Below are 15885 nucleotides of genomic sequence, written 5' to 3'. Positions count from 1 at the left end.
TCGATGGCAACACAATTCAAATTCATCATGCAAAAGAATTACGTCTCGCGCACCCTTGTTCATGCGCTGATCGCATCCATTGCTTTGCAGCCGACGTTCTTGCTGGCGGCAACGGATCTGACGGATGCCCCGCTGATTGTGCAAAGCAGAGTCAAGCCCAATATTTTGTTCACGCTCGACAATTCGGGAAGTATGCTTTGGGAAACGATTACGGGCACAGATGCCACCGCTGCCTACAACAGCGGAAAGACGAATCGCGCCTTCTACTCCCCCACCTTTAATAAGCTTTACTACAACCCGGCCATCACCTATTTGCCGGCAGTGAAATACGACAGCCTCGCACCGACATTTACATCCAGCATGGGAAATAGCCCTGTTGCGGCCGCCCGGATTAATCCATTTTTCTCCACAAACACCGACACTGTTGATTTGAGACAAAGTTGCTGGGGGAAAGAATCCGCAGTTCTCCCTCTATACGATGCATCGTCCTTTGTGAAGAACGACAATTGCCGCGACAGCAGCAGCGCGACCTATAGCAAGAAATACGCACGCTACGCATTTTATTACTCTTGGAAAACAACAAACACCGCCACTGAAAATCCGGGCTCGAACCAAAACAGTGACACGTACTATTCTCGTGTAGAGATCACACCAGACACGCCAACATACTCGCGTGCCGCATCACGAACAGACTGCGGGATGGGGAACACCTGCACGTACGCTCAAGAACTGCAGAACTTCGCCAATTGGTTCACCTATTATCGAACACGCATCGCAACCGCAAAATCATCTCTTGGAATTGCATTTTCCGCCCTCGATGGAAAATCAAGAGTTGGCTTCTCCACCATCAACAACAACTCCGGCAGCGAAAACACAAAAGCCTCAAACTTTGTCGCGCTCGCCAATTTTGATTCTGCACAAAAACTCACTTGGTACAACCGCGTGTATGGAATTGATCCTGATGGAGGCACACCTCTTGTCACGGCGTTGGATCGCGCCGGCCAATACTATACGTCCGGCACCATGCCCGGGGCATCGTCAACGACACCCCGAAATGTCACCGTTCCTCTCGCCTGCACGCCCAATTACACGATTCTGTCGACCGATGGATATTGGAACGGTGGGGCTCCGGCAAACGTGGGAAACCTGGACAGAAAAGTCCCAACACTCCCGGCCAATGTCTATTACGACGATATCGCCAAAGTGGCGATTAACGATCCTATTGCAGGCGTTCCGTTGAAGGTCGGGGAAAATTTTCCTGCCCCCTTCTACGATGGAAACAGCGCATCCGACACCTTGGCGGACGTCGCAATGAAGTACTGGATTTCCGATCTCACAGCGCCCGCGTCGTCCGCCGGCAAGGTGGCAGCCAACGCATCCGACCCCGCGACGTGGCAACACATGGTGACATTCACCATCGGCCTGGGCGCCAGCGGTACCCTTTCCACACCGCCGAGCGGTTCGAATTCTTGGCCCACGCCGGTGGCCAATTCAGCAACCGCCATCGACGACCTCTGGCACGCCGCCCTGAACGGCCATGGGCAGTATTTCAACGCCAACGATCCGGCAAGATTGCAGACCGCACTGACGTCGATTCTTAACAATATCGTCAATCGCACAGGCGCGGCGGCCTCCGTGGCCGTGAGCAATCCGAACGTCCGCTCAGGCGACAACACGGCCTTTGCTTCCAACTTCAACTCCGGGTCCTGGTACGGCAACCTGGAAGCGTTCGCGATCGATGTCGATACCGGGCTGGTGGGCACGACCCCGCTCTGGTCCGCACAGTCGCTGTTAGACGACAAGGTCTTCAGCACCCGCAAGATCGCCAGCTTCAACGGCGCTTCGGGCGTCGCGTTCACCACGGACGGGCTCAGCGCCGCACAGGTCGCGCGACTGAACTCACCCGCAACACCGCCCGGCCCGGCCGACAACGCCGCCGTACTCTCCTACCTGCGGGGTGATCGCAGCAAGGAAGGCACCGACAGCGCCAGTGCACGCCCCTACCGGACGCGCACTCACGTGCTCGGGGACATCGTGAACGCCGAGCCCACCTATGTTTCGGCCCCTCGCTCGAGCTACACCGATGCGGGCTACGCCGCGTTCAAGGCCGGCGCCGCAGCCAGTCGGACCAAAGTCGTCTATCAGGGCGCCAACGACGGCATGCTGCACGCATTCGATGCGACCACCGGCAACGAACTGTGGGCCTACGTGCCCGGCAGTCTGCTGGCCAGCAATCTCTCCCCCACGGCCACGGCGACCAGCTCCCTGGTCGGCCTCACCCAGCAAGCCCCCACGTTCCAGCATCGCTTCTATGTCGACGGCACGGCCGTGGCGACGGACGTGGACCTGAGCAATACAAGCGCCAACCTGCCCACGCCCCCTTCACCCAACTGGTCGACCGTGCTCGTGGGAGGCCTCGGCAAGGGGGGACGCGGCTACTACGCCTTGAATGTGACCTCGCCCTCGGCTGCGTCGGAAGCTGACGTGGCGAGCAAGGTGATGTGGGAGTTTCCCAATGCGAACACCACCGACGCCGTCAGGAACAGCACCGGCTATTCCTACGGCACGCCCCTGAATGTGAAAACCAAGGCCGCGGGATGGGTCACGCTGGTGACCTCCGGCTACAACAATGGCTCCGACACCGGCGGCGACGGGACGGGGCACCTCTATGTTCTGAACACCGCGACAGGCGAACTGATCAAGGACATCAGCACCGGGGTGGGCACGAGCGCCAATCCCAGCGGGCTGGCCAAGATCAGCGCGTTCTTGGTCAGCCCCGGCACCGACGACACGGCCGATTACGTGTATGGCGGAGATTTGTACGGCAACGTCTGGCGGTTCGATCTCTCGTCCAATTCGACGACCGACTGGAATGTCAGGCGGCTCGCCACGCTGGTCGACAGCGGGGGCACGGCGCAACCCATCACCAACGCGATTGAGTTGGGGGTGGTCAAGAACAAGCGCATGGTGTTTGTGGGCACGGGCCAGTACCTCGGCGCCTCTGACATTCCCGGAGGAACCGGTGCCAATGCCAACGCCAGCCAGGCGCAATCGTTCTACGGCCTGCTGGATGACAAGTCCGACTCGCCAACCATCACCCCGCTGCGCACCAGCCTCGTCAGGCAAACGGCGACCCTCTCGGGCGGCAACATCAACGTGACCAGCAACCCCCTGGACCTGGCCACCAAGAAAGGCTGGGTACTCGACTTCGCGACCACTCCGGTGGGCGAGCGTTCGTACACGAGCCCGGTGCTGTTCCAGGGCGTTCTGGCCTTCACGACAAACATTCCCTCCAGCGACGAGTGCTCGCCAGGCGGAAGCTCCAATCTGTACTTCCTCAATTACGCGAACGGCGGGGCGATCCCCAATCTGAGCAGCCGCTTCATCGGCAATGTGCTGGCAAGTCGCGTGCAGCCCGAGGGGCTGCCGAACGGCGCGATCAAGATTCTCGTTCGCACGTCCGATGGGAAAAACAAGGTCTTTGACGTGACGGTGCCGTCGGCGACGACGCCTACGCGGATCATGTGGCGGGAAGTCGTGGCGAACTGACGGGACGGGGCGCAACGCCGATCAGTGCTCTCAAAAGAATGGGGCGAGCCCACATGCGGAATCGCGCAGCCACCGGCAATGCTGCTCGAGCCGTGGACCCAGCTTGCGCGGGTCGATGGTGCGTGCCCGGGCTCGAGCCCGTAGGGGTCGTAGCAGAACCGCATCTCGACGCCCTCGATCTCCGCTTTCAGTTCCGCCAGTTGCTCGCCCAGCACCTTGTTGTAGTGCTTCAAGCGCTCGCGATGTGGCCGGCGTCGATCTGCTCGATCTGCAGCTGCAGTTCCAGCAACGCAGGTAGATCCTTGGCTGCGTAGGCCTGGTTCGCGTTCTGCATCAGCGCCGTCTTGATGTCGCACTGCTGCGCATCGGGTTCCGTTCGGTATGCAGGGCGCTGGCCTTCTTGCGGCAGGGCGCGGCAGCCTGCCTGTCGTCATGCCTGGCCTCCTGGGCCGCCGCCTTCGCCGCAGTCCCTGCTGGATACGCTTCAGCCACGTCCTTCATGGCCCGCACCATCTGCTGCCGGTCGGTGTCGAAGTCGATCTCCGCGTGCCGGGCGAACAGCGCCTTGAGCTCTTCACCCTCATCGCCATTGCCCTCGCGCGCATGCCGCTCGCCTAAAGCGTCACACACCAGTTCACACAGTGTCTCGTGATCGGTCTTCGTCCAGCGCAAACACCTATTGCCTACGCGCGGCCGTCAGCCGTCTTCCCGCGGCAGCAGCACCTACGAATGAGCCTAGCGGTAGGTGCCGATGCCGTCGTGTCACGCCGCCAGCGTCTGGCGAGCCTTCTCGATCTAGCGGATCAGAGTGTGAAGCGCCTCCGTGGCGGCGTCAGTGCAGGGCCGGCTTCGCTGAGAGAGATTTACAGGGCTTGGGGGCGCATCGGGCAGATTCTGAATCGACGGCGGAAGACCGCATTGTCGATGAGGGCCTGCGCGTCAACGTGACGAAACACGCCGTGCCCTTGCATCGGCAAATGACGCTGCTGAGAAATTGATTCTGCCCCCGCTTTTCAGCATCCCACGGCGGCGACGGCGTCTACTTCTTCCGCGTTGGCAATCACGGCTTCATCAAGCAACTGCAGCGCATCCCTACAGAGAACGGCCTGGTGCTGCGCGCCAAGTCCTTCAACCCGGACTACGACCTCTTCGAGATCACGCAGAAGATGGACTTCGCGGTGTTCGGCAAGGTGCTGACGGTCTGGCGCAGCGAACAGGTCTAGGCGACAGACGCAAAAAAGCCGCCCGAAGGCGGCTCTTTCACTCCAGAAGAGAATTAGCTACGGCAAGCAGCCGGGCGAAACTTTTCTTTGACAGTGCTTGCAGCGCTTGCGCCGCCGCAGCGCCAGTTGATGGTCGTACCAGCAGTTGCAGCGTTGCTCAAGTCGAGAGCCGTCGTTCCGTTGGGGCCAACGGGCTCGATGGTCAGATCAGCTTCAGCAGCGGGCAAAACCGTGGTCTTATAGGTGATCGTGATAATGCCAGTCGCGTCGCTGGTGACGGAAGCGACATTCTTGTTGCCAGTCAAAGCCACCGAGTCCATAAGGGTCGTGCCAATCACATCGCATTCCGTCTGTGCGGTTGCGCAAAGCTTGGTGCCAGGGCCCTTGGATTGGTGTGTTTCGGCAATTGCGGTCTTGAGTGCTGTTGCCAGAACGAGGCCTTCCGAAATTTTGGTGCGGATCGTGTAGTCCTGATACGCCGGCAGTGCAACTGCAGCCAAGATGCCGATGATCGCCACAACGATCATCAATTCGATGAGGGTGAAACCCTTTTGCACATTGCGTGCAATAGAACGACGGTTCATTCGATTAACTCCAGGTTGGTTTGTAGAGCCCGGGAACCAGCCCGGAGCGCAATACCTTCCGCAGCATCCGTGCCACCTGGCCTCCCTCCTCTGAAGCCCTTGATCGGACCGTCTTTGGTCACAAGATGGTTACATGATGTGACACAACTCGCACTCAGATGCCAATTGTGTCGACAAATTTGTCATGCCCGGACCCGCTGGGTCAGAAGGTCAGCACCCCGTTCGCCTTGAGCCAGCGGATGTCCCGCTGCGCCAACCCTGCCACCTCGCGCCCCGCCAGCATCTCGATCTGGCTCATGATTTCCTCGGTCTCTGCGGGCTTGGTGTGGGTGATGTAGATCGGGTATTGCTTGCCCGGATCGATCTGCGCCAGTTCGTGCGCCAGCGCCACCGGCGACAGGTGCAGGCTACGTTCGGCCAGGGCTTCCTCGCGGGAGCTGAAGGCCGTCTCGATGACCAACATCGCCACGTCGATGGCGTTGATGCGCTCCCAGAAGGGCGGGTTGCGTTCGGTGTCGCCGCTGAAGACCCAGTGGGCGCCGCCTTCTGCGCGGCGGATGGCGAAGCCGCAGGCCGGCACGGTGTGGACGGCCGGCAGCACTTCGATGAGCTTGGGGGCGTCGCTGCCCAGCTCGAGGCGTTGCCCGACGGTGATCTCATGAAAGCTCACGAAGGGCGATTCGGGACTGGGGATGCGTTCGAAATTCGGCCAGATGACGTTGTTGAACACGTGCGACCGCAGCGCGTCGATGGTGGCTGCCAATGCATGCACGCGCAGCGGCCGGGTGCGGCGGCTGCCGATGGCGTCGAGCATCAGGGGGAGGGCGGCGATGTGGTCCAGGTGCGAGTGGGTGAGCACCACGTCGTCGATGGCGGCCATCTCGTCGAGGGTGAGATCGCCGACGCCCGTGCCGGCGTCCACGAGCAGGTCCGCATCGACCAGGAACGAGGTGGTGCGGCAGTCCTTGGCGATGGCGCCCGAGCAACCCAGCACGCGTACCTGCATTGTGGAAGACCCCTTGGTTGCTTCTGTCGTCATTTGGTGTCGAACCGGGTGGCACCGTCCCAGTCCGGGTCTTGCGGGCGTAGCGCCATCGAGGCTAAACGCTGGGCATAGAGCTGGTAAAGGACTTTTTTGGCATCCGCGGCGAGCAGGGGAGCCAGCAAGTTTCGGCCCAGCGCCCAGTCCTGGCGGCGGTAGGCGGCGAGCACCTCGTTCCATCGGTCGAGTTGCTGTCGCGTGTCCTGTGCTTCGGCAGTGGCCTGCACCACGAGCGGGGTGTAGATGGCGACGGCCTGGGCCTTGCCCTTGACGCGCACGCTGTCGAGTTCCTGCCAGACGAAGCCGGGGGCTGCATCGCGGGTCGCGCTGCTGGCCACGATCTCGACGCCGTAGTGTCCGCTCAGGCCCTCCAGTCGCGCCGCGAGATTGACCGCATCGCCGACCACGGTGTAGCTGCGGCGTGCGGTGGAGCCCATGTCGCCGACGCTCATGAGGCCGCTGTTCAGGCCGATGCCGGCGCTGATCTCGGGGCGGCCGCTCGCGCGGTGCTGGCGGTTGATGTCGTGCACCGCGGCGGCCATGTCGAGCGCGGCCTGTACGGCGAGCGCGGCGTGGTCGGGGGTGTCGATGGGTGCGCCCCAGAAGGCCATGACGCAGTCGCCCATGTATTTGTCGACGGTGCCGCGGTGCGCGCTGATCACCTCGGTGAGCCGGCTGAAGACGGTGTTCAGAAAGGCCTGCAGCTCGGCGGGCGCCATCTGCTCGGACAGCCGGGTGAAGTCGCGCATGTCGCAGAACATCACGGTCATTTCCTTGCTCTCGGCGCGCATGCTGTAGCGGCCGGGGCGCACGAGCATTTCGTCGACCAGCTGCGGCGGCACGTAGGTGCCAAAGAGCCGCACCAGCCCGCGCCGTGCACGCGATTCGACGAAGTAGCCCCAGCTCATGTTGAGCGCGAAGGCCAGCGCCGCCATCGCGAGCGCCGACGCCAGCGGGAGCACGAGGCTGTGTCCGATGTAGAGCCAGGTGTTGAGGCCGACCAATGCCGCGACCACGCCCGCACCGAGCAGCACGGCGCGCGATGCGGAGAACAGAGACAGCCCGAAGGCCAGCAGCAGCCCCGCCGCCAGCACGGTGAGCACTTCATAGCCGGGTGCGTAGTCTGGCACGGCCAGCAGCCGCCGGTCGAGCAAGCCCGAGACGATGTTGGCGTGCACTTCGACGCCCGGGAACGCAGCGCCGACGGGCGTCGCGCGCAGGTCCTGCAGGCCCGGCGCGGTGGCGCCGAGCAGCACGATCTTGTCCTTCAGTTCGCCCGGCGCCAGACGGCCCGCGAGCACGTCGGCTGCGGCCACGTAGCGGAAGGACCCCGCACGCGGACCACCGGGGCCGCGGAACGGCACCTGCAGGCTGGCGCTCTGGTCGACCGGGATGCGCAACGACCCCAGCACCAGCGCCTGCAGGCGCGGAAAGTTGCCGTCGCCGGCCACGAGCGCCGGCCGCACCGGCGGCGAACCGCTCGCGAGCCGGTACACCGCCAGCGCCAGGGACTCATAGTGCCCGGGCGACGCATGTTCGCCTTCGTAGCGCGCGATGAGCGGCACGCTGCGGATCACGCCGTCGTCGCCGCCATCACCGACGAGGGTGTTGAGGAACCCCGCGACGGGCGCCGCGCTCGCCAGCACCGGCAGGCTGGCGCCGAATCCGTTCCAGAGCGTAACGAAGGAGGCATGCGGTGGAAACGCCTCGGGCGGGAGCACCGGCGTGGCCGGCAGCAGTCCCTTGGCGCTGGGCTGTTCGGTGCGCGTGAAGTAATAGCCGAGTGCCACGGGCTGGCCGCGCAGGGCCTGGGCCAGGGTCGCGTCATGGTCGAGGGTCGGCGCAAGCCGGTCGATCTCGGCGGCAAGGCCCGGCACGCCACGCAAAGGGCCGGCGGCGATCTCTTTCAGGCGCCCGAGGCCGGAGCTGCGGTCGGGCTCGAGAAACATCACGTCGAAGCCCAGCACGGCCGCGCGCTGGCGGACCAGCAATTCATTCGTGAGGCTGGCGATCTTGTCGCGCGGCCAGGGCCATTGGCCCTCGCGCGCCAGGCTGGCGTCGTCGACATCGACGATCACGATCCGCGTGTCGGGCGTATCCGGCATGGTGGCGCGCAGGCGGGCATCGTAGATCAGGTGGTCCAGATGCTCGATCACGCCCAGCCGCAAAGCGCCCGTGGCGTGCAGCAGCGCCAACACCACAGGCAGCAGCGTGATGGCAATGCGCGGCCAGTGCCGCAGCAATGCGCTCATGGCCGATCAGCCTTGGACAACGGGAGCCTGTCGGCAAAAAAGCGGGGGCGGACGGAGAAAGGCGCCCGAGCCGGTTCAGATCCGGACGAACTGCATGCGCGTGGCGCCGCCCAGTTCGAGCACGTCGCCTTCCTGCAGCACGACGGCTTCGGCGCCCAGCGGCCTGTTGTTGAGCGTGACGCTGCCGACGACGGTGGCCGCCACGTAGCCTTGTCGGCGGCGGGTGACGACCGCCACGGCCACGCCGGGCTTGCCGATGGTGGTGACCACTTTCTGCAGCGGGACGTCCTTGCCTTCGTTGGTGCCGGAGAGCACGCGCAGCACAGGCACGCCCAACTCGACCAGCGCGCCCGATTCAGTGGGCGCCGACGAGAGCGGCATCGGGGCGGAATACTCGGAGAGCGAGGCCCGCACGGAGCCAGGGCCAGCCATGAGGTTGCTGTGCGCGCGGAAATGGATGCGGCAGCCACCGACCTCGATGACGTCGTTGTCCTGGAGCGCCTGCTTCTGGACAGCAAGCGCATTGACGTAGGTGCCGTTGGTGCTGTTGAGATCTTCAATTTCGACTTCGCCGCCGCTCATGTGCAGCACGGCATGCTCGCCGCTGACGGCGAGATTGTCGATCACGATGTCGTTGTAGGCGCGGCGGCCCAACGTCGTGCGATTCTTGGCGAGCGCCACTTGGCCGATGACGACACCATCGACCGAAATGATCATCTTCGGCATGGCCGATTACTCCCCGTTTGCAAAGATCCAGCACCGTCAGGCGGCGCAAACGGTCGGCCGCCCGGGTTGGCTGCTACATGGCCCCGCGGGTCGCTTCGCTGACGCCCGCCTTGGCCAGAACAACGGAAATGTTATCCCGGCCGCCATTGTCGTTTGAAATTGCAACCAAAAGTGAAGCCATCTCTTTGAGCCCCAGATCGCGGCTCAAAAGCGTGAAAAGCTGCGCATCCTGCACCATCTCGCTGAGCCCGTCGGAACACAGCATGTACAGGTCGCCCGGCCGGGCGCTGTGCTCGTGCATCTCCAGCAGGACCTGGGACTCCACGCCGACAGCCCGCGTCACGAGGTTGCGGGTGGGGGAGTTCAGGGCCTCTTCGGGCGTGATGGCGCCCGCGTCGAGCTGCTGCTGGCGCAGCGAGTGGTCGCGCGTGAGCTGCTCCAGCTTGTGGTTGCGCAGGCGGTAGCAGCGCGAATCGCCGATGTGCCCAACCACCACGCGCTGGGGGCGGAACGCCGCCAGCACAAGGGTCGTGCCCATGCCGCGCAGCTCTTCATGGGTGGCGCCGGCCTGGAGGATGGCGCCGTTGGCCTCGTCGGTGGCCGCCTGCAGCGCTCGCCGGACCACACGAGCGGGTGCCTGCATGCCGGCCTGGGCGAACCAGCGGCCGAAGCTCGCGTGCATCAGCGAAATGGCCATGGCACTGGCCACTTCACCGCCCTTGTAGCCGCCCATGCCGTCGGCCAGCAGCGCCAGGCCGAGGGCCGGGTCGACATGCACGGCGTCTTCGTTGTGGGCGCGCAGGCGCCCGACATCGGTCTGCGCCGCAAATTCCCAGCTCAGCGCCGGTCGACTGGAGAAAAGAGAGACACCAACACTCGCCATCGTTTGTCAGCGCCCACTCTCAAAAATCAGTTCGCCGCAGCGCGCGCGCGCTGTTGCAGGAGTTTGCCCAGGCCCACGACCACCACCACACCGGCAATGGCGCCCGCGTAGTGCAGCCAGGGGTTGGCCATCAGCGCCTCGCGCAGCGACACGTCGCTCACGATGGTTTCGCCGCCGACCCAGCCGATCAGCGCGGCGCCCAGCATGACGATGATCGGGAAACGTTCCATGAGCTTGATCATGAGCGTGCTGCCGAAAATCACCAAGGGGATGCTGATGGCCAGGCCCAACACCAGCAGCACCATGCTGCCTTGTGCCGCAGCGGCCACGGCGATCACGTTGTCCAGGCTCATCACGAGGTCGGCCAGCAGGATGGTCCGCACGGCGGCGAACATGCTGCCGTATTCCTTGGACTCGCCGTCGCCTTCATCTTCCTCGCTGAGCAGCTGCAAGCCGATCCACAGCAGCAGCAGGCCGCCGATGATCTGCAGGTAGGGCAGCGCGAGCAGCTTGGCCGCCACCACCGTCAGCACGATGCGCAGCACGACGGCCGCGCCCGAGCCGAACAGCACGGCTTTTTTTTGTTGCGCGGGTGGCAGCGATCGCGCCGCCATGGCGATCACGACGGCGTTGTCGCCCGAGAGGATGATGTTGATCCAGACGATCTTGATCAGACCGATCCAGAAGTCCGTGCTTTGAAGAAGTTCCATGTCTCTGATTCCACTGTGTTGTAGTTAAAAAAGCGCCCGCAACTCAATGCGGGCGCTTTTTCATTTCTGCGTGGTAATGCGAGCGGCGGGAATGCCGCCAGCGATACGTGTGCTTTTTACAGCTTGCCCTTGAGCAGCTTTGCCAGCTCCGAGAAATTGCGCGTCACGGTGAAACCGCACTCTTCCATGATGGCGAGCTTGGCTTCGGCCGTGTCGGCGCCGCCCGAGATCAGCGCACCGGCGTGGCCCATGCGCTTGCCGGGAGGGGCGGTGACACCCGCGATGAAGCCGACGACCGGCTTCTTCATGTTGTCCTTGCACCAGCGGGCTGCGTCAGCCTCGTCGGGGCCGCCGATTTCGCCGATCATGATGACGGCGTCGGTGTCCGGATCGTCGTTGAAGGCCTTCATCACGTCGATGTGCTTCAGACCGTTGATCGGGTCGCCGCCGATGCCGACTGCCGACGATTGGCCCAGGCCGATTTCCGTCAGTTGCGCCACGGCTTCGTACGTCAGCGTGCCCGAACGCGAGACCACGCCGATGCGGCCCTTGCGGTGGATGTGGCCGGGCATGATGCCGATCTTGATTTCGTCGGGCGTGATCAGGCCGGGGCAGTTCGGGCCCAGCAGCAGGGTCTTCTTGCCGCCGGCCGCTTCCTTGGCCTTCATCTTGTTGCGCACTTCGAGCATGTCGCGAACCGGAATGCCTTCGGTGATGCAGATCGCCATGTCCAGGTCGGCTTCGACAGCTTCCCAGATGGCGGCCGCGGCGCCTGCCGGCGGCACGTAGATCACCGACACGGTCGCGCCGGTCTGCGTGGCGGCTTCCTTCACCGAACCGAAGATCGGGATGTTGAAGATCGACTCGCCGGCCTTCTTCGGGTTCACGCCGGCCACGAAGGCGTTCTTGCCGTTCGCGTATTCCTGGCACTTCTCGGTGTGGAACTGACCGGTCTTGCCGGTGATGCCTTGCGTGATGACTTTGGTGTCTTTGTTGATGTAGATCGACATGACTTGTTCCTTAGGCCTTCTTGACTGCTGCCACGACCTTCTGGGCCGCGTCCGCCATGGTGTCGGCGCTGATGATCGGCAGGCCCGACTCGGCCAGCAGCTTCTTGCCTTCGACTTCGTTGGTGCCCTTCATGCGCACGACCAGCGGCACTTGCAGATTCACGGCCTTGCAGGCTGCGATCACGCCGGTGGCGATGGTGTCGCACTTCATGATGCCGCCGAAGATGTTCACGAGGATGGCTTCCACGTTCTTGTTCTTCAGCATGATCTTGAAGGCTTCCGTGACCTTCTCGGGGGTGGCACCGCCGCCCACGTCCAGGAAGTTGGCCGGCTCGCCGCCGAACAGCTTGATGGTGTCCATGGTGGCCATGGCCAGGCCGGCACCGTTCACCAGGCAGCCGATGTTGCCGTCCAGCGAGATGTAGGCGAGGTCGAACTTCGAGGCTTCGACTTCGGCCGCGTCTTCTTCGTCCAGGTCGCGCAGGGCCACGATTTCGGGGTGGCGGAACAGCGCGTTGCTGTCGAAGTTGAACTTGGCGTCCAGCGCCATGACGTTGCCCTTGCTGTCACGGTTGAGCGGGTTGATCTCGACCAGCGAGGCATCCGTCTCCATGTAGCAGGTGTAGAGCTTCTTCAGGATGTCGACCGTTTGCGCGGTCGAATCGGCCGGCATGCCGATGCCGTCGGCGATTTCCTTGGCTTGCGCGTCGGTCAGGCCGTCCTTGGGATCGGCGTAGACCGTGATGATCTTCTCGGGGGTGGAATGGGCCACTTCCTCGATGTCCATGCCGCCTTCGCTCGAAGCGATGAACGCCACCTTCTGGGTGGCGCGGTCGGTCACGGCCGAAATGTAGTATTCCTTGTTGATGTCGGCGCCGTCTTCGATGTAGAGGCGACGCACCTTCTGGCCTTCAGGGCCGGTCTGGTGGGTCTTGAGCTGCATGCCGAGGATCTCGCCGGCCAGCTTCTTGACGTCTTCGATCGACTTGGCGACCTTGACACCGCCGCCCTTGCCGCGGCCACCCGCGTGGATCTGGGCCTTGACGACCCAGACCGGGCCTCCAAGCTTCTGGGCGGCCTCGACCGCCTCCTGAACCGTGTAGGCCGGGATGCCGCGCGGCACCGGCACGCCGAACTTGGCAAGGATTTCCTTGCCTTGGTACTCGTGAATCTTCATGAGGGATGTCTCTCGGAAGGAGGAGGTTGAGAACGGGAGATCGGGAGTGAGACTGTTGTTTCTGCTCTGTTGTTCGCGGGCGACGGCAGCCTGACGGCTGGGGGCGGCGAACAACCGCGGACTGTATCATGGTGCGCCGCACCAATACTTGATGCGCGGCTGCGGTCAATACGTACTTTCTTCTAGCCACCCTACGCATACTCCGATATGGCCAAGGTTTTCATCGACGGCGAAGCCGGCACCACCGGCCTGCAAATTCGCGAGCGGCTGCAAACGATGCCGCAAATCGAACTCGTGAGCATCGCGCCCGAGCTGCGCAAGGACGTGGCCGCCAAGCGCGAGCTGATGGCCGGCGTCGACCTCGTGGTGCTGTGCCTGCACGACGACGCGGCGCGCGAGTCGGTCGCGCTGATCGACCAGCTCCCGGGCCAAAAGCCCAAGATCATCGACGCCTCGACCGCCCACCGCATCGCGCCGGGCTGGGTCTTCGGCTTCCCCGAACTCGTCGAAGGCCACTGGCAGGCCGTGGCCCAGGCCGACCGTGTCGGCAACCCCGGCTGCTACGCCACCGGCGCCATCGCCATGGTGCGTCCGCTGGTCGATGCGGGCATCCTGCCGGCCGACACGCCGCTCTCACTGCCTTCCGTGAGCGGCTACTCGGGCGGCGGCCGCACCATGATCGAGGACTACGAGGCCGGCAAGGCGCCGCTGTTCGAGACCTACGCGCTGGGCCTGAAGCACAAGCACATCCCCGAAATCATGACCTACACCGGCCTCACGCGCCGGCCGGTCTTCATTCCGTCGGTGGGCAACTTCAAGCAGGGCATGCTGGTGCAGCTGCCGCTGCACCTGGACCTGCTGCCCGGCAAGCCCAAGGCCGGCGACCTGCAGGACGCCCTGGCCGCCCACTATGCCCGGAGCAACACGCCCGAGCAGTTCGTGAAAGTGCTGCCGCCGACCGACGACGGCAAGCTCGACGCGCTGGCGCTCAACGACACCAACCAGCTCGAGATCCGCGTGTTCCCGAACGAGGACCACCGCCACGCCGTGGTGATCGCGCGCCTGGACAACCTGGGCAAGGGCGCCAGCGGCGCCGCGGTGCAGAACCTGAAGCTGATGCTGGCGCTCTGAGCCTCCGCTTCAAGCGCTGATAAGAGAAGAGAAAGGCCGGCCCGCAAGGACCGGCCTTTCTGCTTTCAGTCCAATCGCATCGTGCCCGTGTCGCGGTAGCGCACGTGCCACGAAAAAGCCTCTTCGAGCCGATGCGGCGTGTGGCCGCCGCAGGTCGCCACGGCGCGCGCGTGGTAGTCCTGCAGCATCGCGCGGTACGGCTCGGCCGCGCAGTTCGCGATGATCGCCGCCGCCCGCTCGCGCGGCGCCAGCCCGCGCAGGTCGGCCAGGCCTACCTCGGTGACCAGGATGTCGACGTCCTGCGGCGCATGGTCGACGTGCGACACCATCGGCACGATGCTCGACACCGCGCCCTGCTTGGCCACCGACTTGGTCGCGAAGATCGACAGGTAGGCGTTGCGCGCGAAGTCGCCCGAGCCACCGATGCCGTTCATCATGTGCGTGCCCAGCACGTGGGTCGAATTGACGTTGCCGTAGATGTCGGCCTCCAGCGCCGTGTTCAGCGCGATGATGCCCAGGCGCCGGATGATCTCCGGGTGGTTGCTCACCTCCTGCGGCCGCAGCACCAGCCGGTCTTTGTAGCGCTCCAGGTCGCCGAAGACCTGCCGCGCCTTCGCAGGCGACAGCGTGATCGACGAGCCTGAAGCAAAGTCGAGCTTGCCGGCATCGAACAGGTCGAAGGTCGAGTCCTGCAGCACCTCCGAGTACATCGTGAGGTGCTCGAAGGGCCCCGCGCCCAGCCCCGACATCACCGCGTTGGCGACCGTGCCGATGCCCGCCTGCAGCGGCAGCAGCCGTTCGGTGAGCCGGCCCTGCGCCACCTCGCGCTCGAAGAACGCCACCAGGTGCGCCGCGATGGCCGCGGTCTCGGCGTCCGCCGGCAGCACGGTGGAGGTGCTGTCGGCCTTGTCGGTGATGACGATGCCCAGGATCTTCTCGGGCGGGATCTCGATGGCCGACGTGCCGATGCGGTCGCGCGGCGTCACCAGCGGCATCGGCTCGCGCTGCGGGCGGTGCTTGGGAATGAAGATGTCGTGCAGCCCTTCGAGCGCGGTCGACTGCGAGGTGTTGATCTCGACGATCACCTTGTCCGCCAGGATCGCGAAGCTCGCGCTGTTGCCGATCGAGGTGCTCGGCACCAGCGCGCCGGTCTCGGTGATGGCCACGGCCTCGATGATCGCGATGTCGATCGGCGGGATCTGCCGCGTGCGCAGCATCTCGACGGTTTCCGACAGGTGGTGGTCGATGAACATCACCTCGCCGCGGTTGATCGCCTGGCGCAGCACGGAGTCGACCTGGAACGGCATGCGCCGGCTGATGGCGTCGGCCTCGGTCAGCTGGCGGTCGACGTCGCCGCCGAGCGAGGCGCCGGTCATCAGCGTGATCTTCATCGGCTCGCGGCGCGCGCGGGCCGCGAGCGCCAGCGGCACGGCCTTGGCGTCGCCGGCGCGCGTGAAGCCGCTCATGCCAACCACCATGCCGTCGCGGATCCATTCGGCGGCGGTCTCGGCGGTGGTGATGCGGCTTCGCAGCGCGGGCAGGCGGATTCGGTCTTCGTGCGACATGGTGGGCAGAGCGTTTTTCGTGAGAGGGAACGA

Annotated in this window: 12 protein-coding genes and 1 pseudogene; 3 read left to right on the top strand and 10 right to left on the bottom strand. The window is 64.2% G+C overall.

From position 1 onward, the window contains the following. Positions 1 to 3 precede the first annotated feature (3 nt). Positions 4 to 3549 carry a pilus assembly protein gene (locus ASD34_RS27040; RefSeq protein WP_082548531.1) on the top strand — a complete coding sequence of 1182 codons (3546 nt, stop codon included), beginning with the start codon at positions 4 to 6 and terminating at the stop codon, positions 3547 to 3549. Positions 3550 to 3882: 333 nt separating this feature from the next. Here the strand turns inward: ASD34_RS27040 and ASD34_RS07755 are convergent, their stop codons facing one another. After that, positions 3883 to 4221, bottom strand: coding sequence for a hypothetical protein (locus ASD34_RS07755; protein ID WP_157609655.1), 339 nt, complete (start codon positions 4219 to 4221; stop codon positions 3883 to 3885). A gap of 353 nt (positions 4222 to 4574) precedes the next feature. On the opposite strand from ASD34_RS07755, the pseudogene ASD34_RS28095 reads away from it, so the two are divergent. After that, positions 4575 to 4772, top strand: a pseudogene (locus ASD34_RS28095) (transcriptional regulator); the annotation flags it as partial. 53 nt (positions 4773 to 4825) lie between these two features. Here the strand turns inward: ASD34_RS28095 and ASD34_RS07750 are convergent. From ASD34_RS07750 to sucC, 8 genes are all read right to left on the bottom strand, one after another. Continuing rightward, positions 4826 to 5356, bottom strand: a complete 531-nt coding sequence (locus ASD34_RS07750) for a pilin (protein ID WP_082548530.1) — start codon at positions 5354 to 5356, stop codon at positions 4826 to 4828. 202 nt (positions 5357 to 5558) lie between these two features. Then, positions 5559 to 6362: a 3',5'-cyclic-nucleotide phosphodiesterase gene (locus tag ASD34_RS07745; RefSeq protein WP_056575199.1), complete on the bottom strand. Its 804-nt coding sequence runs from the start codon at positions 6360 to 6362 to the stop codon at positions 5559 to 5561. A gap of 29 nt (positions 6363 to 6391) precedes the next feature. Next, positions 6392 to 8650 carry a CHASE2 domain-containing protein gene (locus ASD34_RS07740; protein ID WP_056575196.1) on the bottom strand — a complete coding sequence of 753 codons (2259 nt, stop codon included), beginning with the start codon at positions 8648 to 8650 and terminating at the stop codon, positions 6392 to 6394. A 75-nt stretch (positions 8651 to 8725) separates the two neighbouring features. Beyond that, complete coding sequence (locus ASD34_RS07735) at positions 8726 to 9376, bottom strand: FHA domain-containing protein (RefSeq protein ID WP_056575193.1); 651 nt, start codon at positions 9374 to 9376, stop codon at positions 8726 to 8728. Positions 9377 to 9449: 73 nt separating this feature from the next. Further along, complete coding sequence (locus ASD34_RS07730; RefSeq protein WP_056575190.1) at positions 9450 to 10259, bottom strand: Stp1/IreP family PP2C-type Ser/Thr phosphatase; 810 nt, start codon at positions 10257 to 10259, stop codon at positions 9450 to 9452. Between the two features lie 26 nt (positions 10260 to 10285). Then, the gene (locus tag ASD34_RS07725; protein WP_056575187.1) at positions 10286 to 10969 is read right to left on the bottom strand and encodes a TerC family protein; all 684 of its coding nucleotides are present in this window, start codon (positions 10967 to 10969) and stop codon (positions 10286 to 10288) included. A 116-nt stretch (positions 10970 to 11085) separates the two neighbouring features. After that, entirely contained in the window at positions 11086 to 11979 is an 894-nt protein-coding gene (gene sucD / locus ASD34_RS07720) for a succinate--CoA ligase subunit alpha (RefSeq protein WP_056575184.1), read from the bottom strand. 10 nt (positions 11980 to 11989) lie between these two features. Continuing rightward, complete coding sequence (gene sucC, locus ASD34_RS07715) at positions 11990 to 13156, bottom strand: ADP-forming succinate--CoA ligase subunit beta (protein WP_056575181.1); 1167 nt, start codon at positions 13154 to 13156, stop codon at positions 11990 to 11992. Positions 13157 to 13363: 207 nt separating this feature from the next. Here sucC and argC point away from each other — a divergent pair, with 207 nt between their 5' ends. Continuing rightward, positions 13364 to 14287 carry an N-acetyl-gamma-glutamyl-phosphate reductase gene (argC, locus tag ASD34_RS07710; RefSeq protein WP_056575179.1) on the top strand — a complete coding sequence of 308 codons (924 nt, stop codon included), beginning with the start codon at positions 13364 to 13366 and terminating at the stop codon, positions 14285 to 14287. A 65-nt stretch (positions 14288 to 14352) separates the two neighbouring features. Here argC and ASD34_RS07705 read toward each other — a convergent pair whose 3' ends face one another. Further along, positions 14353 to 15852: a succinate CoA transferase gene (locus ASD34_RS07705; RefSeq protein WP_056575177.1), complete on the bottom strand. Its 1500-nt coding sequence runs from the start codon at positions 15850 to 15852 to the stop codon at positions 14353 to 14355. Positions 15853 to 15885: the final 33 nt, after the last annotated feature.

Origin of the sequence: Variovorax sp. Root473 (assembly GCF_001426505.1) — a bacterium.
In the GTDB taxonomy this organism is placed as follows: domain Bacteria; phylum Pseudomonadota; class Gammaproteobacteria; order Burkholderiales; family Burkholderiaceae_C; genus Variovorax.
This window is presented reverse-complemented; position numbering and strand designations above follow the sequence as displayed.